This is a genomic window from Halomonas sp. SL1 (genome assembly GCF_003030865.2).
GTDB lineage: Bacteria > Pseudomonadota > Gammaproteobacteria > Pseudomonadales > Halomonadaceae > Halomonas > Halomonas halophila.
This window is the reverse complement of sequence record NZ_PYUQ02000021.1, coordinates 69,697-82,813: the sequence shown is the minus strand read 5'-3', so window position 1 is coordinate 82,813 and position 13,117 is coordinate 69,697. Positions and strand designations below refer to the sequence as shown.

Genomic DNA, 13,117 nt, shown 5'->3' with positions numbered 1-13,117 from the left:
GGGTCAGGCTCGACGGCGCCACAGCGCCTTTTCCCCCTCGACGATCAGCAGTACGGCCAGCGCAGTGGCCAGGATCACGACCCAGTGCATCGGCGCCAGGCCTGCGGCGCCGAACAGGCGTTGCAGGACGGGCACGTAGGTCCAGGCCAGCTGGATGACGGCAATCAGGCCGATGGCCACCCATACCGGACGACTGCCGAACAGGCCCCGCCATGAGAGCACCCCCTGGATCAGGTAGCGGCTGTTGACCAGGTAGGCGGCGGAGCCCGCGACCAACATGTTGACCGCACCGGATCTGGCCTGCTCGAGCGCGCCGCCTTGCATGTCGTGGATCCAGGTGAAAATGCCATAGGTGGCCAGCAGCAGCAGCGTCGAGACGAAGATCACCCGCCACAGCAGGAAGAGGTCCAGCAGGGCGGCGTCCGGTTTCCTTGGTGGGCGTCGCATCAGGTCGTGTTCGCCGGGTTCGAAGGCCAGGGCTAGGCCCAGGGTCACCGCCACGGCCATGTTGACCCACAGCGCCTGGAGCGGGCTCACCGGCAGCAGCGCCCCGCACAGCACCGCGACCATGATGGCCAGGCCCTGGGCGCCGTTGGTGGGCAGCAGGAAGGTGATGGTCTTGCGGATGTTGTCGTAGACCTTACGGCCCTCGCGGATGGCGGCGACGATGGTGGCGAAGTTGTCGTCGGCCAGGACCATCTCCGCGGCCTCCCGAGCCGCCGCCGTGCCCTGTCGCCCCATGGCTACGCCCACGTCGGCGCGCTTGAGGGCCGGGCCGTCGTTGACGCCATCGCCGGTCATCGCGCAGACCTCACCGCATGACTGCAGGGCCTCGATCAGCCGTAGCTTGTGCTCGGGGGTGGCTCTTGCGAAGACGTCTACCGTCATGACGCTGTCGATCAGCGCCGCCTCGGACATGCTCTCGATCTCGTGGCCGCTGATCACCCGGCCCGTGTTGGCGAAGCCCAGCCGCTCGGCGATGGCGCGCGCGGTGACGCCGTGGTCGCCGGTGATCATGACCGGACGAATGCCCGCGGCCCGGCACTCGGCCACCGCGGCGATGGCTTCCTCCCGGGGCGGGTCGAGCATGCCCACCAGACCCAGCAGTACCAGTTCCGACTCGGCGTGCTCGTCGGTCAGCTTCAGGCGTGAGGACAGCGGTTTCTCGGCCAGGGCCAGCACACGCAGGCCCCTGTCGGACAGGGCATGGAGGCGTTGCTCCCAGAGAGAAAGTTCCAGTGAGTCCTCGCCCCGGTCGGTGCGCACCCGGTGACACATCGCCAGCAGCCTGTCCGGCGCGCCCTTGACCAGCAGGCGGGGACTCCCTTCCATGTCGTGGAGGGTGGCCATGTACTGACGTCCGGCGTCGAAGGGGATGGCGTCGTGTCGGATATGATGACGGCGCGTCTGCACCACCGGCAGGCCGGCCTTGGCGGCGGCCACCACCAGCGCCCCCTCGGTAGGGTCGCCATGGATGCGCCATGTCTCGTCTTCGTGGACCAGCTCGGCGTCGTTGCACAGTACGCCGACGTTCAGGAAGTGACGCAGGGCATGCTGGTCATCGAGGTCGAGCGGGGCCGGGCTGGTCTTGCCGTCGTCGACGCGGTGGAATGCGCCCTCGGGGGCGAAGCCGATGCCGTCGAGGTGAAACTCGCCTTCGGGCAGCCAGATCGCCTGGGCGGTCATCTCGTTGCGGGTCAGGGTGCCGGTCTTGTCCGAGCAGATCGTCGATACTGACCCCAGGGTCTCCACCGCGGGAAGACGGCGGATGATGGCTCGCGAGCGGGCCATGGCCTGAACTCCCAGCGCCAGGCCGATGGTGACGATGGCCGGCAGCCCCTCCGGGATGGCCGCGACCGCGAGGCCTACCGCGGCCATGAACATCGTCGGCCAGGGACTCCCGTGCAGCAGCACGCCGACCAGCGCCGTGGCGATCGCGCATGCCAGGATCAGCGTTGCCAGTACCCGTCCGGCGCGGTCGAGCTGGCGCAGCAGCGGCGTGCGCAGTGGCTCGACCCTGCCCAGCAGCGCGGAGATGCGGCCGAGTTCGGTGTCCGCTCCGATCGCCACCACCAGCCCCCGGGCGCTGCCCTGCGCCACCAGGGTGCCGGCATAGGCCATGCTGCTGCGATCGCCGAGCTCGGCGTTTTCCGCCACCGCTGCGGTGCCCTTGTCCACGGGTAACGACTCGCCGGTCAGTGTGGCCTCCTGGTGACGCAGCCGACGTGCCTCCAGCAGGCGCAGGTCGGCAGGCACTCGATCGCCGCTCTCCAGCAGGACGATGTCTCCCGGCACCAGTGCCTCGGCAGGCACTTCCTGGCGGCGGCCGCCGCGCAGTACCTGGGCGCTTGGGGCAAGCAGGTCGCGAATGCGGGCCAGCGCCTGCTCGGCACGGCCTTCCTGGACGTAGCCGACCAGTGCGATGATGGCGACCACGGAGAGGATGGCAATGGCATCCACGATGGCGCCAAGGGCCAGGCTGCCGAGGGCCGCGACGATCAGAATGACGATCAGCAGGTTCGCGAACTGTGACGCCAGCCTGCGCCAGGCGGAGCGAGGGCGTGCCTGGGGCAGGCGGTTGGGACCGAAGCGTCGCTGGCGCTCGGCGACGGCCTCGTCGGTCAGGCCGCGCGGATGGCTCTGTTGGCGATCGAGGGCCTCTTCGGCACTCAGGGCGTGCCAGGATGTGGTCGGGGAGTGATAGGCGACGTCCATGCCTTGGCCTCCGTGGCGAGGGCGTGTGATGAGAATGCTGCAGCGCAGCGGAGGCGGCAAGTGGCGGACACGATTCGCTATCATGTCCGGTTCACCCCTTGACCTGGATCAATGCCATGAAAGACGCCGAACCCTGCCCCTGCGGCACTGGCCTGCCGCTTACGGCCTGTTGTGGCCGCTACCATGACGGAGAGCCGGCGCCGACGCCCGAGGCGCTGATGCGCTCGCGCTACAGCGCCTTCGCCCTGGGCCTGAACGACTATCTGCTGGACAGCTGGGCGCCCGAGACGCGTCCGACGGCCTTGCCGGACGACGATCCGACCCAGTGGGTGCACCTCGAGATCCTCGATCACGGCGAGGACGGCGATACCGGCAGGGTGCACTTTCGCGCCACCTTCCGTGAGGGGCGCCGCTGGGGCGCTCTGGAGGAGCGGTCGCGCTTTCGGCGCGAGGCGGGCCGCTGGGTCTACGTGGACGGCGAGCCCTCGGTGACCCGGCTCAAGCCGGGGCGCAACGATCCCTGCCCGTGTGGGAGCGGGAAGAAGGGCAAGGCCTGCTGCGTTCGAGGCTAATCCCCCTGTTGGCCGGATGGCCGGCATGAAATACAACAGCCCCGCCGGTATATGCCGGCGGGGCTGTTGTGTCTTTCAGCTTCAAGCTTTCGGCTTGCCGCTCCCGGGCACCGCCCGGGTTCAGAGCATCATGGCGGCGAGCCAGCCGAAGCCGATCAGCGGGATGTTGTAGTGCAGGAAGGTCGGCACCACGCTGTCCCAGATGTGGTCGTGCTGGCCGTCGGCGTTGAGGCCGGCGGTCGGGCCGAGGGTGGAGTCCGAGGCCGGTGAGCCGGCGTCGCCCAGGGCGGCGGCGGTGCCGACCAGGGCGATGGTGGCCATCGGCGAGAAGCCGAAGCCGATCGCCAGCGGCACGTAGATCGAGGCGATGATCGGGATGGTCGAGAACGATGAGCCGATGCCCATGGTGATGAACAGGCCCACCAGCAGCATGACCAGGGCGGCCAGGCCCTTGTGGTCGCCGATCAGGGCGGTGGAGCTTTCCACCAGGCTCTCGACCTGGCCGCTGGCCTGCATGACGCTGGCGAAGCCGGCGGCCGCGATCATGATGAAGCCGACCAGCGCCATCATGCGCATGCCTTCGGTGAAGATGTCGTCCTGCTCGTGCCAGTGGAACACGCCGCTGACGGAGAGTACGGCGAAGCCGAACAGGCCGCCGAGCACCATGGAACCGCTGACCAGCTGTACCACCACGGTGCCGACCAGCGACAGGCCGAGCACGGCGATCTGCCAGGGCTTGAGGTGGCCGGCGGCCTCGGCGGGTGTCTCGTCGCCGTGGGCCAGGTCGCGGTCTTCGTAGCTGCGCTTGCCGCGATAGCTGAACAGGATCGCCACGACCAGGCCGATCGCCATGCCGCCGATCGGCACGATCATCGCCGTGGGCACCATGGCGGCGGTCACGTCGAGGCCGTTGTCGTTGAGGTTGGTCAGCAGGATGTCGTGGAGAAAGATCGAGCCGAAGCCTACCGGCAGCAGCATGTACGGTGCGGTGATACCGAAGGTGATCACGCAGGCCACGGCGCGACGGTCGAGCTTCAGGTGGTTCATCAGCTTGAGCAGTGGCGGCACCAGCACCGGGATGAAGGCGATGTGCACCGGGATCAGGTTCTGCGAGCTGACCGAGAAGGCCAGCAGCACGCCGAGCAGCACATAGACGATGGTGCGGCGGTGGGGGATTCCCTGGTCCAGCCGGAGACCGGCGATGGCCTTCTGGGACAGGAGCTGGGTGATGCCCGAGCGTGACAGGGCCACCGCGAAGGCGCCGAGCACGGCGTAGGAGATGGCCACGGTGGCCCCGTTGCCCAGGCCGTCGTTGAAGGCGTCCATGATCTCGCCGATCGGCATGCCGGCATAGAGGCCGCCGACCAGGGTGGCGGCGATCAGCGCGAAGACCACGGACACCCGCATCAGGCTCAGGGTGACCATGACCAGGATGGCAAGCACGATGGCGTTCATGAGGGTTCCTTGCGGGAGTGTCGGAGGAATGGGCGGAAAATCAAGCCGCCCATTGTAGTCATCTCGGCTGGCGATGCCAGGCATGCCGCGCCGGTCGGGCCATCGAGGGCCCGAGAGTGGCGGGGCGAGGGGACGGTTACGATTGCATGGCATCTTTTAGCTTGCTAAAAGAATTGCTATCATCTCGGCCTTTTGCCCCATCCGGTCGTCCTGGCCGGTGGCATCGACGGGAGCGAGTCCATGACTCCAGATCAGAGTTTCGCGCGCTGGGTCCGGGTCGCGCTGGCGGCCTTCGGCGTGCTGTTCGTCTACTTCATCATCGCCGACACCTTCATGCCGATGACCCCCCAGGCCCGGGTGCTACGCCCCGTGGTGCGGGTCGCGCCGGAGGTGTCGGCCCGCGTCGAGGCGGTGGCCGTGACCAACAATCAACGGGTCGAACGCGGCGACGTGCTGTTCTCGCTCGATCGCGCGCCCTTCGAACTGGCGCTGCACCAGGCCCGGCTTGCCCGAGAGGCGGCGGTCCGCGACAACGCGCTGCTCGAGGCCGATCTCGCCGAGGCGCATGCCGATCTCGATGCGGCCCGGGCCTCCGCCGAGGAGCTGGCCGGGGAGCGCCGTCGAGCCGAGACGATGCTCAGTCGCCACAGCATCTCCCGGCAGCGGGTCGACAGCATCGTGGCCGAGGAGCGCCAGGCGCGTTCCTCGGTGGCGGCGGCCCAGGCCCGCATCCGTCAGCTGGAGGTGCAGCTCGGCGAACGCGGCGACGGCAACCTGCAGCTGCGCCAGGCGGATAACGCCATCGACCAGGCCGAGCTCGACCTGTCGCACACTCTGGTGCGCGCCGAGCGCGACGGCGTGGTGACCAACCTTCAGCTGCGCGAGGGCGATTACGTCACCCGCGGGCAGTCGGCGCTGGCGGTGGTGGGCGAGGGGCTCGACCTGGTCGCCGACCTGCGCGAGAAGAGCCTTCGACACGTGCGCGAAGGGGAATCGGCCCGGGTGGTCTTCGACGCCCTCCCGGGACGGGTGTTCGAGGCGCGCGTGGCCTCGCGGGATGCCGGCGTGCAGGATGGTCAGCTGGCCGCGGACGGCACGCTGGCGGACATTCCGGCGACCGACCGCTGGGTACGCGACGCCCAGCGCGTTCGCCTCCACCTCGAGGTGGAGGATCCGCCCGAGCCGCTGCCCGTCAGCGGCGCGCGGGCCACCGTGCAGCTGTTGCCCGAGGCGAATCCACTGGCGACCCTGTTCGGCGGCCTGCAGATCCGGCTGATGTCCTGGCTGCACTATGTCTATTGATCGGCCAGATCGGCCTGGGCAGGGCGACGACCCTACGGCATCGGAAACGTGGCGCGAGCTGGTGCATCGGGTGAGACGGCTGCTGCTGCGCTCCGCAGGACTGGTGCTGCCGCATCGCGGCCATGGCCCCGAGGAGCAGGAAGCCGGGGAGTCTCGCTTCTCGTCCAACGACATGCGGCAGTGCCTGCGCGTGGCTTTCGCGGGCATGATCGGCTTCGCCATCAGCCACTTCATGCACTGGGACTATGGGGTCTTCTTCACCGTCTATCCCATGTTCCTGGTCGGCATGATACCGGTCTTCAATGCGCACGTGGTGCGCCAGTTCCTGGGCAACGCCTGCCTCAACGTGGTCGAGGTGTCGCTGGTGGTCGGGTTGACCCAGCACATGCCGGTGGTAATGACGGGACTGGCGTTCCTGCTGTTCTATTCGCGTTTCCGGCTGATGGCGAAGGGGCCGCTGTTCCTGTTTGGCGCCAACGGCGTGCTGACGCTCAGCGTGCTGTTGCACTTCGCCAGCTATCCCGAGGTCGATCTCTTCGATCTGCTGACCCATAACGTGGTGGCCAGCGTGCTGGCCGTGTGCCTGGCGGCGTTGATGCACCTGCTGTTTCCCGATCGAGAGGCGCGCCGGCCGCCGCCGACGGTCGACAAGCCGGCTTCCCTGGTGCGACACCAGACGCTGATCGGCGCCATCATCGCCACGCTGTCCTTCGCGGTCTTTCAGATCCTGGACCTGAGGGACTCGCTGTCGGCGCAGATGGCCACCATCCTGATCCTCTTCGCGCTGGGTTACCCCAACGCCAGGGTGTCGGCGGTCAAGCGCGGGGTCGGGGCGCTGCTGGGCTGCAACATGGCGATCCTGATGCAGCTGCTGCTGTTCACCCAGGCCGACCATCTGCTGCTGGTGATGCTCAGCTACTGGGTCGGATTGATGCTCTTCGCGCGCATCCATCTGCTCGAGGGCGGAGGATCGGGCGTCGGCTTCGGTGCCCTGACCACCCTGGGCATCCTCTATGGCCAGTACCTGGGCCCGAATCAGGATTTCGTCTATGCCGCCCTGTACCGGTTCAGTTCCATGAGCGTGGCGATGGTCGTCACCCTGGTGGCGATGGCGGTGCTGCATCGGCTGCTCAACGCTTCGCCGATGACACGAGACACGGCGCTCTGAGGGCATACGGCCTGGAGGCGCGAGGGGCGATGGGGCTATCATCGGCGCGGTTTCATTTGTTCACGCTTTCGCCAGAGGCACGCCATGACCGATGCTCGACGTTACAGCCCTGCCGCGGCCCGCAACCGCCAGCCGATTCTCGAGGTGCTGGCCGAGGCACTGCCCGGCCCGGCCCGGGTGCTCGAGCTGGCCTCCGGGAGCGGCGAGCATGCCTGCCACTTCGCCGCGGCCCGGCCTGACTGGGACTGGCAGCCCAGCGACCCGACCCCGGAGGCTCGGGCTTCCATCGCGGCCTGGCGTGAGGTGGTCGAGCTGCCCAACCTGCGGTCGCCGCTGGCGCTGGATGCTACCGGTGACTGGCCAGCGGGCCGCTTCGAGGCGATCGTCGCCATCAACCTGATCCATATCTCGCCCTGGGCGGTGACCGAGGCCCTGATGGCGCGGGCCGGAGAGCGTCTCGAGGAAGGCGGTACGTTGCTGCTTTACGGCCCCTACCTGCGCGTGGATCAACCGACCGCGGCCAGCAACCTGGCATTCGACGCCGATCTGCGGTCGCGGGACCCGCGCTGGGGGATCCGCGATCTGGCGGACGTGAGCGCGGAGGCAGAGCGATACGGCCTCTGGCTCGAGCGCCTGGTCGAGATGCCGGCCAACAACCTCTGCCTGGTATGGAGAAAGGGGCTGGCGTAGGAGGCGTGAGTCAGGGCGTCGTGGCAGGCGGGTGACGCCCCGGCCGTGCCAACGGCGTTATTCGGGTACTTCGCCCGGCTGGCGATACTGCACGCCTTCGGCGCGCCTTTGCTGGTCGGTCTTGGTCTCGTCTTCGGCGGGCACGCCCCACACCGTCTCGCGGTGGCCATCGGGCCAGGTGTAGGTGGTGCAGCCGCCGAGGGTGGCCAGCAGGGCGAGGCAGAGCAGGGCGGTTGGGACGCGTCGTGGCATGTCGGGCTCCTTCTGAGGAGCGCCCAGCCTATCAGACATGCTCGGGATCGTGGGTCCACACCGAGACGCCGCGTTCTTCACCGGGCACACGGACCGAGAATTCTCCCGGGCCGAGACGCTCCACCTCGTGACCGTCACGGGTCTTGAAGTTCGGCAGGCCACGGCTGATGGCGCCTCCATGCTGTAAGTCCTCCAGGTCGGGCAGGTCGTGGTACTCGTCGATGACGTACTCGTTGCCGTGCTCGTCGAAGCCGATGTGGGTCTGTTCGTAGTGGCGCACGTTGGATCCTCGCATGGCTGGACTTCCTGCAGTATTGCAAGCGGCTAGCCGAAAGGCGAATGGTGCCTTGCAGGCGCCGTGGGTAATCTTGTGCGTCGAGTCATGCGTTTGAAACAGGAGTCTGACATGCCCACTTCCCTGACCCCCGAAGTGCTCGATCACTGGACCGCCGTGGCGGCCGCCAAGAACGAGGCTGAGAAGGCCATTGCCCATTACATGGGTTGAGGCGATCTCGGCCGAGGTCAGACAGGCCAGGCCGACACTCGCCATCGAGCATGTGAACCGGGAGCCCCATGGGGCTCCCGGTTTTCGTTTTGGTATCTCTTCCCCCTGTCGTTCTTCCTGTCGTTCCTGTTGGCTTCCCCTGATCGCCCAGCCTGGGGCCAGCCATGGAGGAGGTGCCATACTCGATACAATATTTGTACAAAAAGAACATATAGTATAACTTTCTGTGCAATATTTTCCTGGCTGGAGATCGAAACGCCATGCTGGCTTCCCTCGTCACGCTTCTCTCGTCCCCCGCGCTCGAATCGCGCAAGCCCCGGTCGCCCCTGGCCGCTGCCCTGCACCGGCATACGGCTACGGTGACGTTCACCCCCGAGGGCATCATCCGTCAGGCGAGCCGGGCTTTCCTGTCGGTTCTCGGCTATCAGGCCTCGGAGGTGCTGGGCCGCCACCATCGGATGTTCTGCGACCCGGAAACGGTGAACGGCCGGGAATACGGAGAGTTCTGGGCGGCCCTGGCCCGAGGCGAGCACCGGGCCGGCACCTTCCGACGCCTCGACAAACGGGGGCGCGAGGTCTGGATCGAGGCCACTTATCTGCCGGTGATGAATCGGAGCGGCAAGCATGTCGACCATGTGATCAAGATCGCCAGCGATGTCACCGAACAGCACCAGGCGGCGATGTCGCGCGCGGCACTGGTCGAGGCACTCGGTCAGTCCATGGCCGTGATCGAGTTCACGCCGGAGGGTGTCGTGCTCGATGCCAACCCCAACTTCCTGGCCGCGACCGGCTATGAGCGTGAACAGGTCCTGGGCCAGCACCACCGCCTGTTCTGCCACGAGGCCTTCTACGAGCAGCATCCGGACTTCTGGCAGCGTCTGGCCCAGGGCGAGTTCCGTCAGGGCAAGTTCGAACGGGTCACGGCCTTCGGGGAGCCGCTGTGGCTGGAGGCCACCTACAACCCGGTCTTCGATGCCGATGGCAGGGTGGTACGGGTCGTGAAGTTCGCCACCGATGTCACGGCCGACGTGCAGGCCGCCGAGGCCACCCGTGCTGCCGTCGTCTCGGCGCGGGAGACATCGGCCCAGACGGAGCAGATCACGGCCAGTGGCATGGCGCAGCTGCAGGATATCGTTCGCGAGTGCATGGCGTCCGTCGACGAGATGGGGAGCGCCCGGGAGGCCGTGCAGGCACTCGTGGCCCAGGCGGAACGCATCAACGGCATCACCTCGGAGATCGCGCGAATCGCCGAGCAGACCAATCTGCTGTCGCTGAACGCCACCATCGAAGCGGCTCATGCGGGAGAGCACGGCAGGGGCTTCGCTGTGGTGGCGGGCGAGGTTCGCCAGCTGGCCCATCGGGCGAGCGAATCGGTGGGGCGGATCGACGACGTGCTCGCCGACAACGCCGCCATGGTGGCCCAGGCAAGCGAGCAGATGCGGTCGGCCGTGGACAAGAGCCAGCAGATCCATGCCCATGTGACGGACATCGAGCGACTGGTCGGCGAGATTCGGCGAGGCGCTTCGGATGTCACCTCGTCCGTCGACCGTCTGATCGCCGACCAGGCCCCAGACGCCTGACGCGGCGCCTGTACAGGGTGGCGCTCGGCCGCCGCTGACGCCTCAGTGGCGGGGCATGCCGCACGTCACCGGCTCGCCTCGGCGCCGAACCCCTCGCTCATGGCATGCAGGAGCCGCTCGGCGGTTCCCTGATCGGTCGACAGCGCGGCCGGTAGGGCCTCGCAAGGCTCTCGTCTTGCGGTGCCTCGTAGATGACGTCGCCGTCATTGATGGTCGCCAGTACCTGCAGCTGATCGAGGGTCTCGGGATCGACGGCAGTCGGTCGCCGGAGAGGATCACGAAATCGGCACGCTTGCCGGGGACGATACTGCCCTTGTCGGCCTCCTCGAACTGCTGCCAGGCGGGCCAGATCGTCATCGCCTTGAGGGCCGTCATCACATCGACCCGTTGGCTAGGGCCGAGGATGTCGCCGGAGTGTGCGTCGGGTGAGCGTGGCATCGAGGATTCGCATGCTGTCGGGAAATGCCACCGGGGCGTCGTGGTGGGAGCCGACAGGTAGAATGGGAAGGCACTGACCCGAGACTAGGAGGTGGGGATGGAAGTCGGAGCAGCTGTTACAGCCATCAAAACGGCGCTCGACGCCGCCAGAGCGGCCAAGGATGTTCATAGCCAGGCACAGCTCGACGCGGCGGTAAGCGAGATCATGGAAAAGCTGACCACTGTACAGACAGACCTGCTATCGATGGTCGTCCAGCAGCAGGAACTGGTGGAGGAAGAACAGGCAATTGAAGGAGGAGTTGGCTAAGGAAGCGCGGTTCGAGCGCTTACGTCTAGAGCGCACCCCAACTGGTGACATAGTCATGCCTCTCAAAGATGAGCACATCACCAGCGACGATCCCGCGCACGTCATCTGCCCCGTGTGCAAGGAAGACAAACGCGTTTCAGTCATGACTGAGGACGAGTACTGGTACAGGTGTCCTTCTTGCAAGTACCTCGCGGGCAAAAAGAAGCGCCCGCCATCCAGTAGGCGAGGACCTATGGTGGTTTAGCTGCTTGTGCCAAAGGTGGCGCTATGCCGCTTCTGCTTCTCTTTTTCCGCCAGTGCCAATTAGGGCGCAATAAAATGCCAAAGGCGCCGCGCGGTTACACTTGGATGCCCAGCAACGAAAAAACGGCCACCGCTCTGATGAGCTAAGTGACCGTTTCTCCTGATGTTCATGGTCGGAGCGACTGGATTCGAACCAGCGACCTTTGCAACCCCATTGCAACGCGCTACCAAGCTGCGCCACGCTCCGAAGGGGCTTTTCGAAGAATATTGGCCAGTATATTCAATAGCTTATCAGTATTATGCTAAATGTTATTGTATAACAGATATGAGGTCCAATATCATTCCAATGGAACCCATATGGAACCCAGAAAATGGCCGCTACCAAGGACACCAGAAAGCTTACGAAAAGAGTGCTTGACAAACTCAACAAAGACGGTTCTATCGGTCAGAACGTTTGGGACAGTGAGCTTACAGGTTTTCATGTTCGAGTCAGAAAGGGAGCACTGTCCTTTAGAGTTTCCTACTACAACGTATTAGGAGAAAGACGAGTAGTAACATTGGGCAGGTACGGGGCAACGATGGATGCAGGAGAAGCCCGAGAAGCTGCTAAAGAAGCCCTGTTGTTGGTATCCAGTGGACAAGACCCCCGACAGATTCAGGAACAGGCTAAACAGGAGATTAGAAAAGAGCATAGCCAGACCCTGAAAGCTTACTTAGAAGGCCCCTACACAGCCTTCCAGAATCGTCGTAAGGATGGATCGGGAACCCTTAGAAGGATACGAAAAGACTTTGAAGAGTGGCTTGATAAGCCCCTTTACAGCCTTACACGGGCTGATGTTGAACAATGGCAGGCTGATGAAGAAGCGAAAGAGAAACCTAGGGCCTTTTTAACACTGAAAAGGTCTTATGACGCCTTACACGCCTTATTAGTCCATGCTGCTGAAAGGGAAGTTATCCCAGATAATCCATTGAAAGGGATAAAGCTTCAAAAGCCAGCACTGAAAGAAGAAGACCTTATTGAAGAGGCTAACCGTAGAAGATACCTTGAAAAGCATGAAGTAAAGGCATTGTTCTTAGGGTTATCTGCTTATCAGGAACAACGTAAAAAAGAAAGACAGAACTCAAGAAGCCACGGTAAAGCTTACTTACCAAGTCTTGATAATCTCACCTATGTTGATCATGTTGAACCTTATATCTTATTGATGTATTACACAGGGTTTCGACCAGGGGACTTATTCGGGTTACGTTGGGAACATATCAACTTTCAAAACAAGTCTATTAGAAAAATCATTGAAAAGACTTCCCACCATAACCAAGCACCTATGACCTTCCCTGTATCAGATAAGGCTTTAAAGGTCTTAAAAATATGGAACAATCAACATGGAGCACCAAGTAAAGGGTATGTTTTCCCTTCAACGGTAACAGGTAAAAGGATGGATTCAACATCGATGCAAAAACCTTGGAAGACTGTTAAGAAACTCTCAGGTTTACCAGATGATCTACCAATGTACGCTTTACGTCACAACTTTGCATCACAGCTTGTCATGTCTGGTGTTGATCTTCTTACAGTATCTAAACTAATGGCACATGCTGATATTCAAACTACCATTGCTCATTATGCACACCTATCACCGGATCATACTAGGGATGCTGTTGAAGGGTTTTCTAATCTTATTAATATACACTGAGGCATTAAATTATTTCTATAGGAGATACAGTCTCCGACTATATGGGGAAATTTACCTTAAAAACCTTCACTAAAGCGAAGATGCATCATTTAGCAGGGTGAATGCTAAAATTGATTTTAGGGTAATTTTTCCATAGTAAATACCCTGATTCAATCGATTCTAACACTGTGTTGAAGGTCTGTATTACATCAACACGAAGAAT

The 13,117-nt window shown here is 63.5% G+C and carries 12 protein-coding genes and 1 tRNA gene; 7 read left to right on the top strand and 6 right to left on the bottom strand.

The genetic code is table 11. The features are described 5' to 3' along the window. Window positions 1–3 precede the first annotated feature (3 nt). Window positions 4–2,715: an HAD-IC family P-type ATPase gene (locus tag C9J49_RS14410; RefSeq protein WP_107181979.1), complete on the bottom strand. Its 2,712-nt coding sequence runs from the start codon at window positions 2,713–2,715 to the stop codon at window positions 4–6. Window positions 2,716–2,831: 116 nt separating this feature from the next. On the opposite strand from C9J49_RS14410, the gene C9J49_RS14405 reads away from it, so the two are divergent. Further along, window positions 2,832–3,287, top strand: coding sequence for a YchJ family protein (locus C9J49_RS14405; RefSeq protein WP_107181978.1), 456 nt, complete (start codon window positions 2,832–2,834; stop codon window positions 3,285–3,287). Window positions 3,288–3,407: 120 nt separating this feature from the next. Here the strand turns inward: C9J49_RS14405 and C9J49_RS14400 are convergent, their stop codons facing one another. Beyond that, complete coding sequence (locus C9J49_RS14400; protein WP_046078759.1) at window positions 3,408–4,742, bottom strand: Na+/H+ antiporter family protein; 1,335 nt, start codon at window positions 4,740–4,742, stop codon at window positions 3,408–3,410. 240 nt (window positions 4,743–4,982) lie between these two features. Between C9J49_RS14400 and C9J49_RS14395 the strand changes: the two genes are divergently transcribed. The 3 genes from C9J49_RS14395 (at window position 4,983) to C9J49_RS14385 (ending at window position 7,902) form a co-directional block, all read left to right on the top strand. After that, window positions 4,983–6,044, top strand: coding sequence for an HlyD family secretion protein (locus C9J49_RS14395; protein WP_107181977.1), 1,062 nt, complete (start codon window positions 4,983–4,985; stop codon window positions 6,042–6,044). A 61-nt stretch (window positions 6,045–6,105) separates the two neighbouring features. Beyond that, a complete protein-coding gene (locus C9J49_RS14390) occupies window positions 6,106–7,212 on the top strand; it encodes a DUF2955 domain-containing protein (RefSeq protein ID WP_052719317.1) in 1,107 nt (368 codons plus the stop codon). 84 nt (window positions 7,213–7,296) lie between these two features. After that, complete coding sequence (locus tag C9J49_RS14385; protein WP_046078757.1) at window positions 7,297–7,902, top strand: DUF938 domain-containing protein; 606 nt, start codon at window positions 7,297–7,299, stop codon at window positions 7,900–7,902. A gap of 57 nt (window positions 7,903–7,959) precedes the next feature. Here C9J49_RS14385 and C9J49_RS14380 read toward each other — a convergent pair whose 3' ends face one another. Together C9J49_RS14380 and C9J49_RS14375 are read right to left on the bottom strand one after the other, a co-directional pair. Then, window positions 7,960–8,154: a hypothetical protein gene (locus tag C9J49_RS14380; RefSeq protein ID WP_107181976.1), complete on the bottom strand. Its 195-nt coding sequence runs from the start codon at window positions 8,152–8,154 to the stop codon at window positions 7,960–7,962. 31 nt (window positions 8,155–8,185) lie between these two features. Further along, window positions 8,186–8,449 carry a hypothetical protein gene (locus tag C9J49_RS14375; RefSeq protein WP_046078755.1) on the bottom strand — a complete coding sequence of 88 codons (264 nt, stop codon included), beginning with the start codon at window positions 8,447–8,449 and terminating at the stop codon, window positions 8,186–8,188. 470 nt (window positions 8,450–8,919) lie between these two features. On the opposite strand from C9J49_RS14375, the gene C9J49_RS17425 reads away from it, so the two are divergent. Beyond that, window positions 8,920–10,239, top strand: a complete 1,320-nt coding sequence (locus tag C9J49_RS17425) for a PAS domain-containing methyl-accepting chemotaxis protein (protein WP_107181975.1) — start codon at window positions 8,920–8,922, stop codon at window positions 10,237–10,239. 42 nt (window positions 10,240–10,281) lie between these two features. Here C9J49_RS17425 and C9J49_RS17360 read toward each other — a convergent pair whose 3' ends face one another. Then, window positions 10,282–10,596 carry an amidohydrolase family protein gene (locus tag C9J49_RS17360; protein ID WP_237022391.1) on the bottom strand — a complete coding sequence of 105 codons (315 nt, stop codon included), beginning with the start codon at window positions 10,594–10,596 and terminating at the stop codon, window positions 10,282–10,284. A gap of 178 nt (window positions 10,597–10,774) precedes the next feature. Here C9J49_RS17360 and C9J49_RS17215 point away from each other — a divergent pair, with 178 nt between their 5' ends. After that, window positions 10,775–10,984: a hypothetical protein gene (locus C9J49_RS17215; protein ID WP_046078752.1), complete on the top strand. Its 210-nt coding sequence runs from the start codon at window positions 10,775–10,777 to the stop codon at window positions 10,982–10,984. A 413-nt stretch (window positions 10,985–11,397) separates the two neighbouring features. Here C9J49_RS17215 and C9J49_RS14360 read toward each other — a convergent pair. Further along, window positions 11,398–11,474: transfer RNA gene (locus C9J49_RS14360), tRNA-Pro, on the bottom strand. Between the two features lie 124 nt (window positions 11,475–11,598). Here C9J49_RS14360 and C9J49_RS14355 point away from each other — a divergent pair. Then, entirely contained in the window at window positions 11,599–12,915 is a 1,317-nt protein-coding gene (locus C9J49_RS14355) for a site-specific integrase (RefSeq protein WP_107181974.1), read from the top strand. Window positions 12,916–13,117: the final 202 nt, after the last annotated feature.

What these genes read in the sequence shown, in the direction of transcription:
- C9J49_RS14410 (WP_107181979.1), bottom strand. Translation starts at nt 2,715, where the DNA reads ATGGACGTCGCCTATCACTCCCCGACCACATCCTGGCACGCCCTGAGT.
- C9J49_RS14405 (WP_107181978.1), top strand. Translation starts at nt 2,832, where the DNA reads ATGAAAGACGCCGAACCCTGCCCCTGCGGCACTGGCCTGCCGCTTACG.
- C9J49_RS14400 (WP_046078759.1), bottom strand. Translation starts at nt 4,742, where the DNA reads ATGAACGCCATCGTGCTTGCCATCCTGGTCATGGTCACCCTGAGCCTG.
- C9J49_RS14395 (WP_107181977.1), top strand. Translation starts at nt 4,983, where the DNA reads ATGACTCCAGATCAGAGTTTCGCGCGCTGGGTCCGGGTCGCGCTGGCG.
- C9J49_RS14385 (WP_046078757.1), top strand. Translation starts at nt 7,297, where the DNA reads ATGACCGATGCTCGACGTTACAGCCCTGCCGCGGCCCGCAACCGCCAG.
- C9J49_RS14380 (WP_107181976.1), bottom strand. Translation starts at nt 8,154, where the DNA reads ATGCCACGACGCGTCCCAACCGCCCTGCTCTGCCTCGCCCTGCTGGCC.
- C9J49_RS14375 (WP_046078755.1), bottom strand. Translation starts at nt 8,449, where the DNA reads ATGCGAGGATCCAACGTGCGCCACTACGAACAGACCCACATCGGCTTC.
- C9J49_RS17425 (WP_107181975.1), top strand. Translation starts at nt 8,920, where the DNA reads ATGCTGGCTTCCCTCGTCACGCTTCTCTCGTCCCCCGCGCTCGAATCG.
- C9J49_RS17360 (WP_237022391.1), bottom strand. Translation starts at nt 10,596, where the DNA reads ATGACGATCTGGCCCGCCTGGCAGCAGTTCGAGGAGGCCGACAAGGGC.
- C9J49_RS17215 (WP_046078752.1), top strand. Translation starts at nt 10,775, where the DNA reads ATGGAAGTCGGAGCAGCTGTTACAGCCATCAAAACGGCGCTCGACGCC.
- C9J49_RS14355 (WP_107181974.1), top strand. Translation starts at nt 11,599, where the DNA reads ATGGCCGCTACCAAGGACACCAGAAAGCTTACGAAAAGAGTGCTTGAC.